A 20,383-nucleotide genomic window follows, 5' to 3' on the forward strand; every position below is an offset into this window, starting at 1 on the left:
CTCACCATCTCTACAACAAATACACTTTAAAACCTAATTAGTGCTTAAGCGCATCCTCGAGCGCCTGCATAATTTTTTGCTTGGTCGTGAAGTAACGACTAAACAAACTCGATACCGAACCAATCATTGAAATATGACCGATACGCGGCACTGTCCAAAGTTGACTGTAGTTGCCTTTTTCTTTCAACCTACGATCCAAATCAACGGCATTACTCAACCCGACGACATCATCATTCTCCGCAACCAATAGATAATGTTTAACCGTATTCGACTCAACGAAATAATATGGCATCACTTCTTGATAAGGTCTGTTCTGATCAAAAGCATCCGCACAGATCGGATCACCTTTATAGTCAAAATGATAAGGGCCTGCCAAACCAATAATGGCGGTAATTTGACTGCGGCATTGTATTTCATATGGCTTCGGATGATAGAGCGCAGACATCACATTAAACGCGCCCGCAGAATGCCCCATCAACACCACTTTTTCAGTCGAAATTTGATATTTAAGTTGATGTACATTGAGATAATTTAAAGCCAAGCTGAGATCATCAATAGAGGCAGGAAAAATATGCTCAGGCGCCAAGTGATAGTTAATCACCGCCACATCAAAGCCCTCTTTGGCAAAGGCTTCTCCAATAAAACGATAATCTTTTTTATCGCCATGCATCCATGCACCGCCATGCACAAATACAATCAGAGGACGGTGTTCACGCGGTGTTTGTGTACGAAACAAATCTAAACGATGTCGCGCACGTAACCCATAGGCCACATTTTCTTGGACCGAATAACCCTTACGCGGTGTTAAACGGTTTAAGGCATAACTACCGACATCATAAATACGAAAGTCACGATAGAGTAATCTTGCATACTCTACCGAACGATTCAGTCTTTGAACAAAAGGCTGAATCTTATTGAACATTATTTGGCTCAACTTGGTCTGGGTCTATCGCAACAGGCGTTTGCTCTGTCGGTGTTGAATTAATCATTGGTGATGCAAATGCACTGGTCGTTTGCGTCTGTTGCTCTATATTATCCACCAGTGTGATAATTTTAGTCACATTCCCCACTTGCTGTAACACTTGGTTTAAATCGGTAATTTCAGCACCATTTAAACGTCCCATCACATATAACACGCCATCTTCGGTGTGAATACGCACTTTCGCATCTGAAACAACAGCAGCTTTCATGATCAAGCCACGTGTATTTGCTGTAACTGAGGTGTCTTGCATGATGGTGCTATAACTAATTTGGTTTCCAACTGTAATGTAGTTATGCACGGTTTTGACATCCGACATCGCACGTACATTGTCTTCAGCCAACTGACGTAAGTGTTGATCAGGTACTTGTCCTGTTAATAAGACATTGCCATGAAAACTTTCGATATTGACACGTGACTGTTTAAAACGACTGTCCAATTTATATAAGTTAATTTTTGCAGTACGCTCAATTGAAGAGTCAATAAAGACCTGCCCTAATGAACGTACACCGCTTTCTGTTCCTACAGCGGCTGTTCCTGTCCCACCCGAAATGAAACTTGCACATCCAGATAAACTTGCGACGCATAATACGGTCATTGCAATACGATTGAACACTCAGCAAGACTCCTCAACTTTTCAAACTATTTTAATTCAGCATTTCAGCTTTGATTTTGTTCAAAGATTAATAAAGTCTTGATCAAAAGTAAAAGCATTTTCTATCCATTGCTGATCATAAGTGAATTTTGAAAAATCTTGCTGTATGGTTTTTGCAATTTCTTTAAAAAAATCAAAACAAATCACATCAAAGCGGCAATAATATTGCTGGAAATATGGATGATCTTGTAAAAATAACATGGCCGTTTTTGCTATTTTGCGTTGTTTTGAATAGGAAATTGTTTCAATAGCCTGCGCAAAATGCGTTTTTGAGCGTGCTTTGACCTCAACAAAAACCAATTCCTGCCCTTTTTGTACAATCAGATCAATTTCGCCAAAGCGCGAGTGATAATTGGACCGTACATGAACATACCCCTGTTCTTCTAGCACAGTCAAAGCTTGTTGCTCTGCCCATTGTCCCAGTTTCATCTCTTTATCTTCCCTACTTCATTTTTTATTTTTTTAATGAGCGCATTTCGAAAAACTCAATATCGATCAAAAATATGACTTCTTGATGTTTAAAACCACTGCTGCGAATCTCTCAAGCCAATCATTTCGCTTCATTCCGTGTTTTAAAGCCTTCTTGACGTTTAGATTTCAGCCGAATGTCTCACTGACTCCTGCAAATGCATCGCCGACAACATTCTAGCTCACGCCACGACGGACAATTCAGGTAGAATGCTTATCGCGGTATCGGTTGAATGCATCAAAGCACTCAAGCCAACCTATCATTTTATTATTTTGCAGCGCGGAGAAAACCCATGAGTGCCCAGTTATTTGTAGTCGCAACCCCTATTGGGCACTTAGATGACATGACTTACCGCGCAATTGATGTACTAAAATCAGTCAAAATCATTGCTGCTGAGGATACACGAACTTCAGCACAATTACTGAAACACTTTAATATTCAAACACCGCTCACCGCATGCCACGATCATAACGAAAGCAACAAAATTGACATCCTTATTCAGCGTTTGTTGAAAGGTGAAGATATGGCACTTATCAGTGATGCAGGAACGCCTCTTATCAGTGATCCGGGGTTTAAATTGGTTCGTGCGGCACAAGAGCATAATATCCGCGTAATCCCTGTTCCTGGCGCTTGTGCTGCCATTGCCGCTTTAAGCTCAGTGGGCTTACCGAGTGACCGTTTCAGCTTTGAAGGTTTTTTGTCTTCTAAACAAACCCAACGAATGGCGAGTTTGGAAAAACTCAAAGACGAAACGCAAACCCTGATTTTTTATGAGGCACCACATCGTATTTTAGACAGTGTCAGTGACATGGCTAAAGTCTTTGGTGCTGACCGCCCTGTCGGTTTTGCCCGTGAAATTACCAAAACCTTTGAAACCATCAAGAAGATGACATTAGGTGAGTTGGTTGAGTTTATTGCAAACGATCATCATCAACAAAAAGGTGAGATTGTATTGGTTGTTGGTGGCGCGACCACTGAAAAAGATATGGCACAAGAAAAACTCGACCAGCTTTTAACGCGTCTCTTACAAGATTTGTCAGTGAAAGCTGCATCACAGTTAGCGGCTGATTTGACCGGCATCAAAAAGAAAATTGCTTACCAACGTGCTTTAGAATTAACACAAGATCAGGCTGAATAAGCTTCGATAGCTTCAGCTTGAAATAAAAGTATTGCTTTTTTTGAAGGAAAAAATAAAGAGCAACAGACGCAAGTGCTTTGGCCTTTCTCTGCTGCTCTCCATGTTAAGCGGTTCCATGCGAACCGCTTAACTCAAATTATGTAGTTATGTCATTTAAAATTTATAAGCATGTGTATGGGTTGACTGATCGTCAGTTACAATCTCTATCGAATTAGCTCGCGTCTTGGTAAATACGACCGCCGGGTAGTTGGCAAAAGTATTGTTTCAATGCATCCAAACAACGATGGATCTTCATCGGCTGTTGTTCATGCTTTGAAATGATGGCATATAGCGTAAAGTTAGGGAGCTTCCACTCTGGAAGAACTTCCACTAAAGAACCGTTAACCAATTCTTTTTGCACATCCAAATATAAAATACGTGCAACACCATGCCCATGTTGGCATAAAGTCTTTGTCACTAAAATATTATTACTGGCTATTCTTGATTTCATCTCAAGTTTAACCGCGTCACCTGTCACCACATTTTTAAAATCAAAATCATGATTATTTTTCATAATCGTGATCGGAATAAGATCATGATTTTTCAAATCTTCAGGTCGTGAAATTGGTGCAGACTGATTCAAATAGCTCGGTGAAGCAACCAAAATCTGTTCCACGCGCGCCAATGGCACGACATGTACGCTTTGATCGTCAACCGTTGGACTCATTCTTAAGGCAATATCAATTCGCCCATTCATCAAATCCACATAATGATTATCTGCTTCAATATGAATAGATAATCCGCGATGTGCAGACATCCAATGCGACAAAGCAGGAATCACATGATTGGCACCTAACTCTGGCGTAGTGGCTATTCGCAGCTCACCCACGAGATCATCGCGCAATTCATTGATACGTATTTTGCCACGTTCAGCAGCGGCGAGCATTTCTTGACAGCTGTGGAAAAAAGCCTGGCCTGCTTCAGTTAAATTCAACTTTCTTGTTGAGCGATGTAAAAGAACAACTTCCATCTCTTGCTCTAAAGAACGAATTTGCTGACTCACAGCACTTGTAGTGATGCCTAACTCACGCGCGGCACCACTAAATGAACTCTTTTCAACAACACAAGCAAAAACACCCATTGCCCGTAGTTGATCTAACATAAAATTCTCTCTGGATTCATGAGAAGTTTTCATCTATTTGATAAAAACAACTCATTGTATTATACGGTGAATTTTTTGCGTTGCATCCAGATTTTTTAATTTAATGGTAAAACTATAGTCGGATTGATTGGCTTGCCATCTAAGCGTACTTGGAACTCTAACATGGTGCGCGTTGCACCTGTGGAGCCCATTTCTGCAATTTTCTGCCCTGCCGTCACATTTTGACCGCTCTTCACATTCATTGCACTGTTGTGTGCATATGCTGTGATATAACCATCAATATGCTTAACCAAAATTAAGTTTCCATATTCTTTCAATCCGTCTGCTGCATACACCACTTGGCCATCTGCTGCTGCATAAATTGGATCACCTTGGTTACCAGCATAGCGAATACCTTTCACATTATTTGCTAAATTATAACCTTGCAAAACAGCGCCATTACTTGGTTTTACCCAGCGTAAAGTTGAACTTTTAGAGCTCGCAACAGGTGCGGTCGGTACTTTAGCAGGAGTTGTTGTGGTTGTGGTGGTCGTATTTTGACTCGGGAGACCAACATTTTGACGTTGAATTGGAGCGGTTTGTGTAATAGGTTGCGTCGTGGTTGTACGTGGGCTACCCGAACCTTTTAAACGTAATGACTGCCCCACATAAATACGATACGGCGCAGCAATATCATTCATGTCTGCAACAGAGATATAACTCAGCCCATAACGAGTTGCAATACCACTCAGCGTATCGCCTGAACGAACTGTATAATAGTCTGGTGCTTTCGCAAAACGTGTTGCATTGTTAACCTGTGGTTTAGAAGCACAACCACTCAAAATAACAGTTGAAACTACAGCAGTGGATAACACGACAGTTTTCAGCAGTGCTGTAGGAATTGCAATGAAACGAATTTGAGACAACACAGACATTTATCTTACTCTCTAAAAATATAAAAAATAATCAGTTTAATTTGCGCTAAGATTAGCAAAAAAGTATGTGAAAATAGTATCTCTGCGCGTATTTTCACAAAGTTATAACAAACAGCTGAATACATTCCTTGTATTGCTCAGCTGTAGCGCCTTTTAAGCACTTATTTGCCCTTGTAATGCATGCAAAACTTCATAGTTGGTTGCATCCATCTGAATAGGCGTAATACTCACAAAACCATTCGCCACGGCGAAAAAGTCTGACTCTACCTCATCATAGCCTCTTTTCGGTTCTGCCACAGCTTCACCTGCAAGCCCAATCCAGTACACTTGACGACCACGTGGGTCAACATGACTGCTAATCGGCTTAGACTGCAGACGACGTCCTTGATAGGTAATTTTAGCGCCCTGTAACTCAGTTACATCAGGAATATTAATATTTAAAATATGGCGTGGTGGCAATGCAGGCAAACCTTGTTTCACAAAGTCATGCACCCACTGTGCGGCATGATGATAATCTTCTGGGCTGTTGTACGAACGCACTTCAGGGCCCGCAAGTGATACCGCAATGGCTGGCTGTTTCATTAGACGCCCTTCAAATGCTGCTCCAACTGTACCTGAGTAGAGTACATCATCACCCAAGTTTGCCCCGCTATTGATGCCACTAACAACCAGATCAAACTCAAAGTCAAATAAGCCATTCATGGACAAATAGACACAGTCGGCGGGTGTTCCATTGACTGCCCACATGTCGGGTGCAATTTCGATTGGGCGTAAGGGTCGATCTAAAGTCAAAGCACTGGAAAAACCACTGCGTTCACTTTCGGGTGCTACAATCACCACGCGACCTAATGGACGTAAGGCATGTGCGAGCGCTTGAATACCTGGTGCAAAAACACCATCGTCATTAGCTATTAAAATATTCACTGATGGATCTTCTTAAATCTATATGAGTCGGTAAAAGCCTTATACATCTATTTTGCACTCGTCTTCGTCTTTTTAATCTGCAATTCATACAGGTAGATTTGGGGGTAGCTTTAAAAAAAACTAAATCTTTAAAGCGAAAAGAAAAGCTATAGAGTCCTCGATGCAGAACGACTATACATTGAGATCAGGCAATCTGAAAAGATGAAATCATTGATCTGGGTGAGTACTTCACTCTTGCATGAGCAGAGTACAAAAAAGAGAGAGCCTAAAAATAAAAGAAGCTAAGTATACGTTCAAAGTGTTTACTGGAGAGTACGCCTTCAAAAAGATAAAATATAGATCTCTTGATTCTGTAAAAGCACTCTTCTCTTACATAGAAAAATAACTATAAAGCAAAGAGTTAAAAAATCTAAGAAAGCGAGTTTAGCTATCACTCACTATTACAGAACATGCTTTTAAGTGTTTGGATATTGAGCCAAGTTATTCGCGTTTTTTACTCATTTCGGATAACAAATCCAGTTGTATTTCTTGTATTTGGGCTAACCTATTCCACTGATGCATCAACAGATGATCTAGTTTTTCATTTAAGTGTTGAATTTCTAACTCTGCCTTTAAATTAATTTTATAATCGTTTTGTGAACGCAATCTGTCTTTGGCTTCCTGTCTATTTTGGCTCATCATAATCACGGGAGCTTGAACCGCAGCAATACAGGATAAAATTAAATTTAATAAAATAAAGGGATAAGGATCGGCAGGATGCGTAACCATGACCACTGTATTAACAATAATCCAAATAGCTAGGAAAGTCGCAAAGCACATGAGAAAAGCCCAACTACCGCCAAAGGTCGCAATTTTATCTGCCAGCCTTTCCCCTAAAGTCCAATTTTGATCCAACTGATTTTCAACATTTTTGGTGATCACTTCATGTTGTTGCAAACTTTTAATCACCTCATATTCAAGATCAGTCACTTCCCCCTTTTCAGACTTTAACAGTGAATGAACATACTGAATTCGATATTTGGTTAAGTCTGCTTGGCATATATAACTTTGAGGCAACCATTCTGGAAAATCATGTGAAATTTCTTCGGTAATAGATTTTCGTATTGCCCCCATAGGAATGAGATTTTTAATGAGGAATTTCTGCCCACAGACTAAACATTCATGACTTTGATTTTTTTCGCTCATGCTCGTTCTCTTTTATAATCATTATTGGTTTTGGGGAGATAAACATCATCGAACAAATTTTAAACCAATGTCAAATTTTCAGCACCTCTAAGATTAGCTCCTCATTAAGTTTTTTCTAGACAGTAGCCATGAATAAAAAAATGCCACAGATATAATCATAATTCTGTGTCTTAAATAAGACTAAACAAGTCCATATCATCAGGCTAAAAATTAAAAAAATCCAGCTTTAGAGCAAGGAGACAATCAATGCCTAACTCCGCAAGGCCTATGCGTTTAGGTCTACTTTTTCATACCATATTGCTCACAGGTATCACCGGTAACGTAGAAGCGAATACACCACCTGTAATGTTGACTTCTCCTAAAGATTTTATATACCCAGATGTAGATCTGGGTCTAAGTGAAAGTCTTTATCCGAATGAGGCCACCACGGCTAAAGAAATCGCGAACATCATTGAAATGACAATCCGAAAACAATATGCCACAGATATCGCGCTACGTGATGCACATCCTAAAGCACATGGTTGCGTACGCGCAGAATTTAAAATAAATGAGACATTGCCTCAAAACATGGCTTATGGTGTTTTTATTCCAGGAAAAACTTATCAAGCGTGGATTCGTTTTTCGAATGGATCGAGTAATGCAAAACAGGCGGATATAAAAAAAGATGCACGCGGCATGGCGATCAAACTTTTAGCCGTGCCAGAGAAAAACCTTTTAGGTGAACCTGCGTCTACGCAAGATTTCATCATGATCAATCACCCTGTATTCTTTGTAAATGACCCTGCTCGCTATCTGTCATTTATGCAAGATATCAATAGCGATCGAGTTCTAAAAAAACTGCATGTCCCTTTTGCATTAGGAGTTAAAGGGACTTGGATTGCCTTAAACACTAGAAATAAAATTTCAAATCCACTGCAAACCAGATACTGGTCTATGGTGCCCTATCAGTTAGGAGTCGGCGATCATCGTCAAGCGGTAAAGTACTCTGCTCGTGCATGTTCAAGCGTTGTTAGCCCGATTCCAGTTACTCCTCAAAAGGACTTTTTAAGAGAGGCGCTTCGAACAACTTTACAAGATCGTGATGCCTGCATGGAGTTTTTAGTACAACCTCGGACATCCAGCTCAATGTCTGTTGAAGACTCGATGACGGAATGGAAAGAAGACCAAGCTCCTTTCTATAAGGTGGCCACAATTCATATTCCTCAGCAAGTTTTTGATACCCCTGAGCAAAATAAGTTTTGTGAAAATCTTTCCTTTACACCATGGCATGCATTAGCTGAACATAAGCCACTGGGTGCGATAAACCGAATGCGCAAAGTCATATATGACCAGATTAGTCGCGTCAGACATGAGATGAATTCGGCTAAACAAACGCTAACAATGTCGGAGATCAATAAGGAGTCCTATGGTTAAACTCGATGGCCTATTAATCTGTGTGTCTAAAGAAGAAGTCCGTATGGTGATGGAACTCCTTCCAAAACATATTGAATTAACTCATCAAGAAGACGGTTGCATTTCTTTTGAGGTCAAGCAATGCCTCGACCCTTTTATCTGGGAGGTGCAGGAAGTGTTTGATAGCATGAAAAGTTTTAAACATCACCAAAGTAGAACGGCCTCGTCCATTTGGGGAGTGAAAACGCAAAACATTAAACGGCAGTACAAAATATCTGAGGGTGAATAAGGTTTAAGTTTCTAGCTATAAAATAACGCTTCCATGACCAGAACTTGAAATAGCCCTCAAATGAAAGCTATCTCTATTCAGATCTTAAAATTTAAAAATGTTCTGCACTAAAAAACATGATGAAGAATAGCGGTTTTTGTATTAATCATCTTGCATTGAGCAAGTGTTAAAGCTGAGAGCTTTTTAGTGAGCGGTCGCTGCTGCTTTGGGTTTAAAAGCCACCAAACAAAAAACGATAAAAGCACATAAAATAAAGGATGCACCAAATCGACTCAGATCCAACCCTCCGTGACTAATGGGCTTATCTAGGAAATCCCCCAGTACGGCACCTAATGGCCGCGTGAGTACAAATGCAGCCCAAAATAAGAAAGTTCTAGAGATTTTGGTCCACATATAAAGCATCGTCAGCAATAAAAGTAAACCGCCAAAGATAAGTGCTGCACTGGTATAGCCCAGCCCTTGCGTATCTGCTGTCCAATCCCCTAGCGCTGTGCCCAATGTTTGGGAAAACATGATGGTCAGCCAATAAAACGCTTCACTTTTGGAAGATTGAATACTCTGTACCGCAATTGACCCACTGCTGTAGTACCACGCCAATAAAGATAAAATAAGTAAGCCGAATAAGATTAAGCTGCCACCTAAATAGCCCAGTCCTAAGGTCCGATCAACATAGTCCGCTATAGTTGTCCCTAGAGTTGTTGTTGCAATAATTGTAGACCAATAAAAAAATGCATTATATTTTTTGGCCTTAATCTGTGCTGCGACGAATATTGCAAAAATAATGGCGAAGATGCCCGTACTTACGATATACCCCAGATTAAGCGACATGGATAAGGCATCCCCCGCTGTTTCACCCAGTGTTGTTGCCGCAATTTTAATGATCCAAAACAACAAAGTGACTTCAGGCACCTTGCTCAGCACCTCATGCAATGTTTTTTCTTCAGTCATGATACGCACCCAAACCTTATTCTTTTGACTATGCTGAATAATAGTGCTCACAACTGAAATCAATCTTAAATTTCAAAGACCTCGCCCATAGAGGCTGTTTATGGCTTTCAACACCACAATATCTATAGACTTATTCATTCGCTTTCTAAATCGACTTAAAAGCAAGCTGAGCTGAGTTAAACAGCTAAGCTCATATTGCCGCTCGCTACCCGTAAAGACAGCTGTAAAATAAGCCATGACAAATGTTCTGTTCGCATCAATTTAATTTGCGATATTTTTGATATCTTCCTGATTGACCCGTCTATAAGTAAAGGGTTTAGCTTAATCGGACAATGAACGAATGATGGCAACTATGCTTACTGTATCTCGCTTAGCGAAAAAACTCGGTTTATCCAGAACGACTATCCTCTATTATGAGAAACAGGGTTTATTAAAACCAAGCTTAATCGCTGAAAATGGATACCGGTGGTACGGTGAAAGTGAAATTGAGCGTCTTAAAAGCATCATCTCCTACCGTTCTTACGGACTATCCATTTCAGATATTCGTTTGCTTTTAGAACCACTTAGCATATCCCAAGGGCAGATCTTGGAAAATCATTTTCGTGCATTGGAACAAGAGATCAATAACTTAAGAGCTCATCAAAAAGCCATCATTGAGTTATTGAAAAAGTCCATTTTATTAAAGGAAAAGTTCGTGAATAAAGCCAAATGGGCAGAGATTATGATCGCAGCAGGTTTATCAAAAGAAGATATGATTAAGTGGCATCAAAAATTTGAAGAGATGGAACCTGATGAGCATCAAAAATTCTTAAAGTCACTCGAAATGACACAAGATGAGATTACGGCTATTCGAAGCTTATAGTGCTTTTTAGCTCTCAATATTTGAACATTTGAAAATCAAACCCAATAGTTCTCATCTAAGGGCTATAGAGTTCACTGCTTACCTATCGTAAGCATTTTTATCCCTAAATATTATTCATGCACCAACAAGCAGCTCATCCTAAAGACCGCCAAAACTGAAGATTAGAAGAGTTAGGATGATCATTGGCGATTAAAAGGTCCAAAACAAAAAACTTTATTAAAAAATGACTGGTCAGAACTTTTCATTGAATTCTAATTGAAAATATATATATTGAGTCTCCGCATCCACCATAAATATGTGATTTTAAAAATGATTAAAAGCTTAACATTACGTAATTTCTTCGGATTAGGCATGGCTATCATGATTTCTCAATCTGCTTTTGCACTAGAGGGATTAAGCACGGAAGAAGCCAACACCATCGTAAAAGAAGATATTGCAGCAGCGCAAGTCATGACCGAATTTTGCCCTGCTTTGGTGGGTCAAGGCCCTAAAATTGAAAGCAATATTCAAACTTTAATTCAAACCTATTTACAAGACTACTCAGATAAGTCGATGACCTATGCAAAATTACAGTCAGACAGCGAATACCAGTCGATTCTGAAAGAAGCTCGTACAGATGCAAAGGGTACAGACAAAGCAGAACAAAAGTCAGTATGTGATGACGTTGTAAACTTTGAAGGTTAATTCAAGTTCTACATCTATATCGCAAAGAAAGGATGAATAATGGGGTTATTCATCCTTTTTTTATTGGACTGAAAAATGTAAAAACGATGAAGCGACTTCAACAGCTTCTATACATTTTTTCGCTTACATTTACTTAAAATTTGTTTAAGCTCATCCTATTATGGCAACAACATATATGCACTTAGGGTTTAGAATGAATTTGAATGTAATGAAAAAAGTGATTTTGGCAGTTTGTGGTTCTTCTTTGATTGCCATCGGTTCGGCTCATGCAGCCAATAAAGACGAAAATATTGAAGTGACTCCACTGCAACAAGTGACGCAGCAAGAGTTGGCTGCAATTTATGTCCTATCAGAAGTTTGTCCAAGTCTCGTTTCAGACCAGAGTCAGTTTGAAAATGGCTACAACACTTTGGCCAAAGAATATCTACCGCAACAGAAAAACCCGACTGAATACCTTAAAAGCCTCAGCAAAGAGAAAAAATTTAAGCCTATTTTAGCCGAAGCTCAAGCCGATGCGAAAAAAGCAGGTAAAGCGAAAAACCAAGAAATTTGTAAAGAATTGAGCACTTACAGCAAATAATACCAATTGGTTACAATATCTTTGAAATAAGCCGATTTCTCCCGTAGAAGTCGGCAGAACTTTGTCCTAAAATGCAAAGCTCTCGTGCTTATACTAAAGAAATCGGAACCCCTTAGAATGATTCAAAAAAGCGCCCTTGCTGCGGCATTACTCGTACCAAGCATTTCATTTGCAGCAACTGTCTTATCCTCACCACCAGAACTAAATAATAAATCATATGTGCTGATGGATTATGAGACTGGGCAAATCCTCGCATCTAAAAATGAAAATGAAAAATTAGCACCAGCGTCAATGACAAAAATGATGACGAGTTTCATTATTGAGCAAAAGTTGTTGGCGGGCGAGCTAACCGAAGATGAAAAAGTTCGGATGAACGAGTCTGCTTGGTGTCGTGGTAGTAGTTCAGAATCATGTATGTATGTGCCATTAAATGGTACTGCGACTGCATTAGAGATGTTACGCGGCATTATCATTCAATCAGGGAATGATGCATCTAAGGCCATGGCTGAGCACATTGCTGGGAACGAAGGTACTTTTGTTCATATGATGAACACTGAAGCAAAACGTATCGGCATGACCAATACAAGCTTCATGAACTCAACAGGTATGCCTGCTGAAGGTCACTACTCGACTGCTAAAGACATGGCAACGCTTGCACAGCACATCATTCACGACAGTTCAAAATATTATCCGATTTATTCTGAAAAAGAATTTACTTTTAACGGTATCAAACAAGGCAACCGTAATGCCCTGCTTTATACTGACCCAAGTGTCGATGGTTTAAAAACTGGTCATACTGACGAAGCGGGTTATTGCTTAACAACTTCGGCTAAACGTGGCCCAATGCGTTTGATTTCTGTGATTTTTGGTGCGCCAAGCATGCAAGAACGCGCAACGCAAACACGTGAAATTTTAGCGTGGGGTTATGCAAACTTTGAAACTAAAAATGTTCAAGCTGCGAACCAAGTTTTAGCAAAATCAAAAGTGTGGTTTGGTAAAGAAAGTGACGTACAAATTGGTTTAGCTGAAACCTTTAACGTGACTATGCCTAAAGGTCAAGCCAACGCAATCAAAACACAACTCGTGGTTCAACCGAAACTGACTGCACCGTTGAAAAAAGGACAAGTGGTTGGTAAATATGTAGCAAGCCTTGATGGTAAAGTGATTGCTGAAAAACCACTTGTGGCGCTGAAAGATGTTGAAGAAGCAGGTTTCTTTGCACGTATGCTTGACCACATCAAACAATTCTTCTCAAACTTATTCTAAGCAACATTTAGACTTAAGTTAAAGCATCCACACCTCGGTCTGGGTGCTTTTTTATTTTATAATGGACACCTACGCAAAGGCAGAACACCAAAATGGCTAAAAATATTCGCCCTTATTTGAACAGCACTCCACAGCTTGGCAACAACTGCTATATCGATGAAATGTCGGTAGTGATTGGTGATGTCATCTTGGCTGAAAATGTTTCTGTGTGGCCTTTTGCTGTGATTCGTGGTGATGTAAATCATATTCGGATTGGTAAAAACTCGAATGTACAAGACCATGCAATGCTGCATGTTAGTCATAAAAAAGCAGATAAACCAAATGGCTCGCCGTTAATCATTGGTGAAGATGTTACCATTGGTCACCATGTCACCTTACATGGCTGTACCATCGGCAACCGTGTTTTAATTGGTATCAATAGCATTGTTTTGGACGATGTCATCATTCCTGACGACGTTATGATTGGCGCAGGAACACTGGTTCCACCAGGGAAAGTGCTGGAAAGTGGCTACTTATATGTCGGTAGTCCTGCTAAAAAAGTTCGTCCTCTGACAGAAAAAGAATTAGCATTTTTACCATATTCAGCACAAAACTATGTCAAAGTTTCGGGGCATTATTTAGAGTCATAATCATTGGGGCTATTTCCCCTGCATTTGGCAGATACAATAATATTCTTAGAATCTGCTGCAAAGCCTTTGAGCTTTTTTGTTCGCATATCATATTGCCTGACGATGCTGTGAATATAAACACCGAAAACTCATACAAGGAAATCATTTAATTTTTAGCCTCTTAATAGCACTTGATAAACCTTGTGCAATCTGACTAAAATTTCAACAACTATTATTAATTATTAAAACGATGCCATCTATCTATCAATTAAAACCAGCATTTCAAAATCTATTACGACCTTTTGTACAACTGTTATATAAATCTGGAATTACAGCAAATCAAGTCACTTTATTGGCGATGTTGATTTCGACTTGCTTAGGCTATTTCTTATATTGCTATTATCTAACTCATCCTATTTCTGGGCTTTTATTGTTATTTCCACTGTGGATGCTCATTCGTATGGCCTTCAATGCAATTGATGGCATGTTAGCGCGTGAGTTTAGACAGCAGTCCAACTTGGGCGCTTTTTATAATGAATTGTGTGACATTATTTCCGATACTGCACTCTATCTTTGTTTTATTGCCTTTGGTTTTATTAATGCAAAACTATTATTGCTTGTCATTTTTCTTGCCCTGCTCAGCGAATATACAGGTGTAATGGCGCCACTTATTGGCCAAGAACGGCGTTACGATGGCCCAATGGGTAAAAGTGATCGCGCTTTTTGGCTCAGTTTAATTGCTGTTATTATTGTAATATTTCCATACATCAGTACAAATCTACAACTTCTCGGTAGAATTTGTAATGGCATTCTTATTCTCATTGCTCTACTGCTTCTGCTCACCATATTTAACCGAATTAAAAATAGTTTAAAGACAACTTCTTCATAATTTTATTATTCAGAGTAAAAATAGATGTATAACAATAGTCAACACACTTTTACCAGTCATGATGGGACCGAACTGTTTTACCAACACTGGGCAACGGCTACACCATCTACAACAAAAAAAGCCATTATTCTCTTTCACCGTGGCCATGAACACTCGGGGCGTATGGCGCATTTAGTTAACGAACTTAATTTACCAGATTTCGATTTCTTTGCATGGGATGCACGTGGCCATGGTCATTCGCCTGGTGAGCGTGGTGATGCGCCAAGCTTTTCTGCATGTGTCAAAGACATTCAAGTTTTCGTACAACATATTGAACAGCAATATGCCATTTCTGCGGAAAATATTGCCGTAGTCGCTCAAAGTGTTGGTGCTGTTTTAGCTGCAACTTGGGTGCATGATTATGCACCTAGAATTCGTGCGCTCTGCTTAGCCTCTCCTGCTTTTGATATTAAATTATATGTGCCTTTTGCTGAACCAAGCTTAAGGGTGATGGCAAAGTTGCGTGGCAATTTCTTTATACAAAGCTATGTAAAAGCCAATATGCTCACGCATGATAAACAACGTGCTCAAAGCTATGATACCGACCCTAAAATTGCTAAAGCCATTTCAGTCAGAATGTTATTGGGGCTATATGATGCTTCAAAACGTATTGTTGCGGATGCACAAAATATCTTTGTTCCAACACAAGTTTTATGTTCAGGCTCAGATTTTGTGGTCTTCCAAAAACCGCAGCAACAGTTTTATCAAAAACTACCGCATCCCAAAAAAGAATTTCATATATTAGATGGCTTCTTTCACGATACTTTGGGTGAAAAAGACCGTCATATAGCGACTGAAAAAATCCGTCGTTTTATTCAGCAATGTTTTGCTTTGGAATATCAAGCCCCTGATCTTTTAAATGCCGATAAAATTGGTTCAAGTTGTGCCATTGCAGAGGATCTTAGTGCGCCACTCCCAGCGAAATCCATGAAGAATGCATTTTGGGAGTTGACTAAAAAGAATTTGAAAATAGGAAGTCATTTATCTAAAGGCTTAAAAATTGGCGAAGATACAGGGTATGACTCCGGTAGCACTTTAGACTTCGTTTATCGCAATCAAACAGAAAGTGCTAATCCGATTGGTAAAATCATTGACCGACAATATCTCAATGCGATTGGTTGGCGTGGTATTCGTATCCGTAAACAAAACATTGAACATCTGGTACAGAAATACGCTGACATTCTCATCAAAAAGCGTAAACCACTCAGAATTATGGATATTGCTTCAGGACACGGTCGTTATATTTTAGATGCAGTTACACAACTTCCGAAACGCCCAGACTCGATTTTATTGCGCGATTATAGTGATATTAATGTCCAAGCTGGGCAACAAATGATTGCAGAACGAGGCTTAAGTGATGTCGCTGAATTTGTTCAAGCCGATGCATTTGATACACAATCCCTTGCATCTGTTAAACCGAAACCGACGTTGGCTGTGGTTTCTGGCTTATATGAATTGTTTAGTGATAATGACCTGCTGCGACAATCACTGGAAGGTTTAAGCAAAGCCATCCTCAAAGATGGTTATTTAATTTACACAGGTCAAATTTGGCATCCTCAGCAAGAATTTATTGCACGCGCCCTAACCTCACATCGTGAAGGTGATGCATGGGTCATGCGTTTACGTTCTCAGGCTGAAATGGATGCCCTTGTAGAAGCAGCAGGCTTTAAAAAAGTAGATCAATGTATTGATGAGTTTGGAATATTTACCGTGTCCGTTGCCCAAAAGCTTTAAAATCACAGGATGACATGATCAGTCTTTGGATCATGTCATCCATGTAAAACTTAAAAATAATAATCTGTGGACGTTTTATGCAAATACTGAAAAAAGAAACAGGCACTTGGAAATGGGGAATCCTGTGTTTGATTTTCCTTGCACCGTTTTTCTTTCTCACTTATGGATTTGCAAATCACTATGCATCACAACTGCCCAATGTGCCGAGTATTGTCTATGACTGGGAAAAACACATTCCGCTTTGGTCATGGAGCATCGTGCCATATTGGTCCATTGATCTTTTTTACGGTCTATCTTTGCTGTTATGTTGGAATAAATTTGAGCTGAAACAGCATGCACTTCGGCTATTTAGCGCACAGCTGATTTCGATCAGTTACTTTCTTCTTTTTCCACTCAAATTTAGTTTTGAACGACCACCTTTAGATGGCTTTTTTGGCCTATGGTTTGATGTTTTGATGGGTTTTGATAAACCTTTTAACCAAGCACCTTCTCTCCATATCGTTTTATTGGTCATCCTTTGGGACTTCTTCCGCAGACACAGCTCAGGTCAGTGGAGATACTTTGTCGACCTTTGGTCATTTTTAATTGGCATATCGGTACTCACCACATGGCAACATCATTTTATCGATATTCCAACAGGTTTATTGGCAGGTGCATTATGTTTGTGGTTATTTCCACTTACGGCAAAATCACCCTTTAAAAAAGATGGTTTGCAGACTTTAACGCCGAAGCATTTAAAGTTAGGAAGTTATTACCTATGCGCCGCATTACTTTTCCTAATCTTGGCCTATCTGTTCCAACCTTGGGGATTATGGTTACTTTATCCAGCAATCAGTCTATTTGGCGTTGCTTTAAGCTACTATTTAGTTCGCCCTCATTTCTTCCAAAAGCAAGCAGATGGAAGTTTGAGCATTGCCGCTACAATGTTATTTACCCCTTACCTAATCTTTGCGTGGTTGAACAGTCGAATCTGGACAAAGAAACATCCCGAAGACTCCCAAATTTTAAAAATTGAAAACACAACCATTTTTTTAGGGCGCATCCCAACACGTTCTACAATACAAAAATATCAGGCCGTTTTTGATTGTGTTGCAGAGTTGCCAGTGAATTCAAAAAATTCATATTTTCAATACTCAAGTTTAGACTTAATTCCTTTACAGGCCGACCAACTTGAACGTGCAGTTGAAGTGTTCAACCAATTAATGGCAGCAGCTTCAAGCCAGAGCACACAACAGCATGTATTAATTTACTGTGCGCTGGGTTATTCCAGAAGTAGTGCTATTCTCTGCGCTTGGCTTATGCAACAGCAGCATGCAACACAGGTAAATGAGGCCATTCAAATAGTTCAATCCGCTAGACCATGGGTTAGACTGAACGACGTACAAATCAAAAATCTCAATACTTATCAGTTAAAACTCAAAGGATCAGCCCCATGAAAATGCACTTTTATGTGGCGGCAAAACTTTTATCTGCAACGTATGGTTTGTTATTTTCAGGCTATGTCGCGTTTGTCTTAACCATTTTGGCTATACTACTTAAAAGCTGGCAATCTCTTGAGTTTTGGATATTAATTTTTTTATGTTTCGGCTTGATGGCAATACAGCATTACCTAGCACTCAGGTTGAAATTTGATGCTGAACTCATTGAAGTGATTGCACAACAATCTGATAAAGTGGCCATCGAAGACTTAACGCAACAGTTTGATCAATCATTACTGCAATTTAAGCTCATACCAAAATCGAAAGTGGGTCGAGATTGGTCTTTGCGCTTTGCAGGCTGTTTCCGTTTGTTTAAACTGCAAATAACTGTCTTGTTTATACAATATATAGTTCTAGTGATTCTAATTTATAAATTATTGGCACAATAAACCTCTTTCTACTGGCTAAAATTCCATTGAAATTATTGATAAAATTGGTTTATGCAATGAATAAAACTCCGCTTCAAAACGAGAAAAAAACAGCTTTAGAGCAAACTCAAAGTCATTTTGCGACTCATTCTATTGCCCGTTTAATTGCATTTTTTACACGGCGTGGAGCGCGTCTGTTAACAGGTACACGTAGTTTATGGATCGGTTGCCAGCCTGTGCCCAAACAGCGTATTTATTACGCCAACCACAATAGCCATATCGACTTTATACTGCTGTGGTCATCTTTGCCGACAATCATGCGACGGAAAACCAAGCCTGTGGCTGCTTCTGATTATTGGCTGAAAGATGGCTTTCGCCAATTCCTTATTAGAGATACCTTCAATGGTATAACGATTCAACGCAACCGAGATGATCACACTGATCCATTACAACCCGTTAAAGATGCACTTGAACAAGGCTACTCGATTATCTTTTTCCCTGAAGGTACGCGCAATCTAAATGATGATATTGAATTATTACCCTTCAAAAGTGGCTTATATAGTTTGCACAAACAGTTTCCAGACATTGAAATTGTTCCCGTTTGGATTTCAAATTTAAGACGGGTTATGCCCAAAGGCGCATTTATCCCTCTACCTTTGCTTTCTACAGTATGTTTTGGTTGCCCTTTAGAACAACATTTAGACATGGATAAGGCAATCTTTATAGATTATGCACAAAAACAATTATTAAAATTAAAAGAGGTTGAAAATCAATGATGTTAGACAACCTTAATAAAACCTATACCCTATTTGCTATTTTTGCAGGCATTTTAGTTTTTGCTTCAACTGTTGGTTTTATTCTCAAACAAAAAGCAGGCTCTCAATCGTCACCAGTTATTGATAACTTAAATGCACGAATCAATGCATGGTGGGTCATGCTCATCGTGATTGCTGCTGCAATTTTACTCGGAAAAACCGCATTTATTGTATTATTTGGAATTATCTCTTTGTTTGCCCTGCGTGAGTTCATTAGCTTGCTGCCGACCAGACGGGGCGATTATTTTCCATTACTGATTGCATTCTATTTTGTTATTCCCTATCAATATTATTTGATTTATACCGACTGGTATGGCTTGTATTCAATCTTTATTCCGCTCTATGTATTTTTATTAATTCCTATTGCCAGCTTAAAACAAGAAGACACCACCCATTTTCTAGAACGTAGTTCAAAAATTCAATGGGGGCTCATGGTCAGCGTATTCTGTATTTCACATGTTCCAGCATTGTTGAATTTGAAACTTCCAGAATTTAAAGGTGAACCGATTTGGCTAGCCATTTGGTTAATTATGGTGGTTCAAGCCTCTGACGTGTTGCAGTATGTGTGTGGAAAATTATTTGGTAAACACAAAGTTGCACCCGTTTTATCCCCATCAAAAACAGTCGAAGGCCTACTCGGTGGTATTTTCTTAGCCACAGCTTTAGGGACTGCAATGGCTTGGTTAACGCCGTTTAGCTATGTTCAAGCTGCTTGTATTGGATTAGTTGTTTGTATCTTTGGCTTTTTTGGCGGCCTCGTTATGTCTGCGATTAAACGTGATCGTGGTGTTAAGGATTGGGGACAACTCATTCATGGCCATGGCGGAATGCTAGACCGCATTGATTCTATTTGTTTTTCTGCACCTATTTTCTTTCATATACTTAGATATTGGTGGAGTTAATTGGAAAATTGGGTTAGACAAATATTTAAACGATAAATTTCCCCTAGACCAACCCAGTTTCAGTAATCGCTTGGCTTGCGTTCTGCCTCATAATATTTTGTCGATGCTGCTAACGTCTATGTGA

Annotated in this window: 22 protein-coding genes; 14 read left to right on the forward strand and 8 right to left on the reverse strand. The window is 39.5% G+C overall.

The window, feature by feature from the left end; genetic code table 11:
• Positions 1–37: 37 nt before the first annotated feature.
• From GVX98_RS08460 to GVX98_RS08470, 3 genes are read right to left on the reverse strand one after another with little or no spacing between them, the layout of a single operon-like run.
• The gene (locus GVX98_RS08460; protein WP_004980795.1) at positions 38–922 is read right to left on the reverse strand and encodes an alpha/beta hydrolase; all 885 of its coding nucleotides are present in this window, start codon (positions 920–922) and stop codon (positions 38–40) included.
• Positions 912–1,595 (reverse strand): BON domain-containing protein, encoded by a 684-nt coding sequence (locus GVX98_RS08465; protein WP_004980798.1) that lies wholly within the window; start codon positions 1,593–1,595, stop codon positions 912–914. The genes GVX98_RS08460 and GVX98_RS08465 overlap by 11 nt, the downstream gene beginning before the upstream one ends.
• A gap of 60 nt (positions 1,596–1,655) precedes the next feature.
• Positions 1,656–2,063 (reverse strand): YraN family protein, encoded by a 408-nt coding sequence (locus tag GVX98_RS08470; RefSeq protein ID WP_159127807.1) that lies wholly within the window; start codon positions 2,061–2,063, stop codon positions 1,656–1,658.
• Between the two features lie 332 nt (positions 2,064–2,395).
• On the opposite strand from GVX98_RS08470, the gene rsmI reads away from it, so the two are divergent.
• Complete coding sequence (rsmI, locus tag GVX98_RS08475) at positions 2,396–3,241, forward strand: 16S rRNA (cytidine(1402)-2'-O)-methyltransferase (RefSeq protein ID WP_004980802.1); 846 nt, start codon at positions 2,396–2,398, stop codon at positions 3,239–3,241.
• Between the two features lie 211 nt (positions 3,242–3,452).
• Here the strand turns inward: rsmI and GVX98_RS08480 are convergent, their stop codons facing one another.
• From GVX98_RS08480 to GVX98_RS08495, 4 genes are all read right to left on the reverse strand, one after another.
• Complete coding sequence (locus tag GVX98_RS08480) at positions 3,453–4,382, reverse strand: LysR family transcriptional regulator (protein ID WP_004980807.1); 930 nt, start codon at positions 4,380–4,382, stop codon at positions 3,453–3,455.
• A gap of 95 nt (positions 4,383–4,477) precedes the next feature.
• Positions 4,478–5,296 carry a peptidoglycan DD-metalloendopeptidase family protein gene (locus GVX98_RS08485; RefSeq protein WP_004980810.1) on the reverse strand — a complete coding sequence of 273 codons (819 nt, stop codon included), beginning with the start codon at positions 5,294–5,296 and terminating at the stop codon, positions 4,478–4,480.
• 153 nt (positions 5,297–5,449) lie between these two features.
• Positions 5,450–6,220, reverse strand: coding sequence for a 5'/3'-nucleotidase SurE (gene surE, locus GVX98_RS08490; protein WP_004980812.1), 771 nt, complete (start codon positions 6,218–6,220; stop codon positions 5,450–5,452).
• Between the two features lie 480 nt (positions 6,221–6,700).
• Complete coding sequence (locus GVX98_RS08495; RefSeq protein WP_004980815.1) at positions 6,701–7,405, reverse strand: DUF1003 domain-containing protein; 705 nt, start codon at positions 7,403–7,405, stop codon at positions 6,701–6,703.
• A 246-nt stretch (positions 7,406–7,651) separates the two neighbouring features.
• On the opposite strand from GVX98_RS08495, the gene GVX98_RS08500 reads away from it, so the two are divergent.
• Both GVX98_RS08500 and GVX98_RS08505 read left to right on the forward strand, forming a co-directional pair.
• Positions 7,652–8,818, forward strand: coding sequence for a catalase family protein (locus GVX98_RS08500; protein ID WP_159127808.1), 1,167 nt, complete (start codon positions 7,652–7,654; stop codon positions 8,816–8,818).
• Positions 8,811–9,086, forward strand: a complete 276-nt coding sequence (locus GVX98_RS08505) for a putative quinol monooxygenase (RefSeq protein ID WP_159127809.1) — start codon at positions 8,811–8,813, stop codon at positions 9,084–9,086. Before GVX98_RS08500 ends, GVX98_RS08505 begins: the two co-directional genes overlap by 8 nt.
• Before the next feature lie 183 nt (positions 9,087–9,269).
• Here GVX98_RS08505 and GVX98_RS08510 read toward each other — a convergent pair whose 3' ends face one another.
• Positions 9,270–10,034: a hypothetical protein gene (locus GVX98_RS08510; protein ID WP_159127973.1), complete on the reverse strand. Its 765-nt coding sequence runs from the start codon at positions 10,032–10,034 to the stop codon at positions 9,270–9,272.
• 343 nt (positions 10,035–10,377) lie between these two features.
• Here GVX98_RS08510 and GVX98_RS08515 point away from each other — a divergent pair, with 343 nt between their 5' ends.
• The 11 genes from GVX98_RS08515 to GVX98_RS08565 all read left to right on the forward strand — a co-directional run bounded on the left by GVX98_RS08515 (position 10,378) and on the right by GVX98_RS08565 (position 20,259).
• The gene (locus GVX98_RS08515) at positions 10,378–10,896 is read left to right on the forward strand and encodes a MerR family transcriptional regulator (protein ID WP_228716278.1); all 519 of its coding nucleotides are present in this window, start codon (positions 10,378–10,380) and stop codon (positions 10,894–10,896) included.
• Between the two features lie 309 nt (positions 10,897–11,205).
• Positions 11,206–11,580 carry an MCR_0457 family protein gene (locus tag GVX98_RS08520; RefSeq protein ID WP_010326344.1) on the forward strand — a complete coding sequence of 125 codons (375 nt, stop codon included), beginning with the start codon at positions 11,206–11,208 and terminating at the stop codon, positions 11,578–11,580.
• Between the two features lie 193 nt (positions 11,581–11,773).
• Entirely contained in the window at positions 11,774–12,160 is a 387-nt protein-coding gene (locus GVX98_RS08525) for an MCR_0457 family protein (protein ID WP_004694202.1), read from the forward strand.
• A gap of 117 nt (positions 12,161–12,277) precedes the next feature.
• On the forward strand, positions 12,278–13,426 hold the full coding sequence (gene dacC, locus GVX98_RS08530) for a D-alanyl-D-alanine carboxypeptidase PBP5/6 (protein WP_004694204.1): 1,149 nt from the start codon (positions 12,278–12,280) through the stop codon (positions 13,424–13,426).
• 92 nt (positions 13,427–13,518) lie between these two features.
• Complete coding sequence (locus GVX98_RS08535; protein WP_004694206.1) at positions 13,519–14,055, forward strand: gamma carbonic anhydrase family protein; 537 nt, start codon at positions 13,519–13,521, stop codon at positions 14,053–14,055.
• A 229-nt stretch (positions 14,056–14,284) separates the two neighbouring features.
• A complete protein-coding gene (locus tag GVX98_RS08540; RefSeq protein ID WP_159127811.1) occupies positions 14,285–14,923 on the forward strand; it encodes a CDP-alcohol phosphatidyltransferase family protein in 639 nt (212 codons plus the stop codon).
• Positions 14,924–14,947: 24 nt separating this feature from the next.
• A complete protein-coding gene (locus GVX98_RS08545) occupies positions 14,948–16,696 on the forward strand; it encodes a bifunctional alpha/beta hydrolase/class I SAM-dependent methyltransferase (protein ID WP_004980828.1) in 1,749 nt (582 codons plus the stop codon).
• A gap of 77 nt (positions 16,697–16,773) precedes the next feature.
• Positions 16,774–18,132 (forward strand): phosphatase PAP2/dual specificity phosphatase family protein, encoded by a 1,359-nt coding sequence (locus GVX98_RS08550; RefSeq protein ID WP_159127812.1) that lies wholly within the window; start codon positions 16,774–16,776, stop codon positions 18,130–18,132.
• The gene (locus tag GVX98_RS08555) at positions 18,129–18,563 is read left to right on the forward strand and encodes a hypothetical protein (protein ID WP_159127813.1); all 435 of its coding nucleotides are present in this window, start codon (positions 18,129–18,131) and stop codon (positions 18,561–18,563) included. Before GVX98_RS08550 ends, GVX98_RS08555 begins: the two co-directional genes overlap by 4 nt.
• 56 nt (positions 18,564–18,619) lie before the next feature.
• Complete coding sequence (locus GVX98_RS08560) at positions 18,620–19,318, forward strand: 1-acyl-sn-glycerol-3-phosphate acyltransferase (protein ID WP_159127814.1); 699 nt, start codon at positions 18,620–18,622, stop codon at positions 19,316–19,318.
• Entirely contained in the window at positions 19,315–20,259 is a 945-nt protein-coding gene (locus tag GVX98_RS08565; RefSeq protein ID WP_159127815.1) for a phosphatidate cytidylyltransferase, read from the forward strand. Before GVX98_RS08560 ends, GVX98_RS08565 begins: the two co-directional genes overlap by 4 nt.
• Positions 20,260–20,383: the final 124 nt, after the last annotated feature.

Source organism: Acinetobacter sp. 8I-beige, assembly GCF_902505955.1.
GTDB classification, from domain to species: Bacteria; Pseudomonadota; Gammaproteobacteria; order Pseudomonadales; family Moraxellaceae; genus Acinetobacter; species Acinetobacter johnsonii.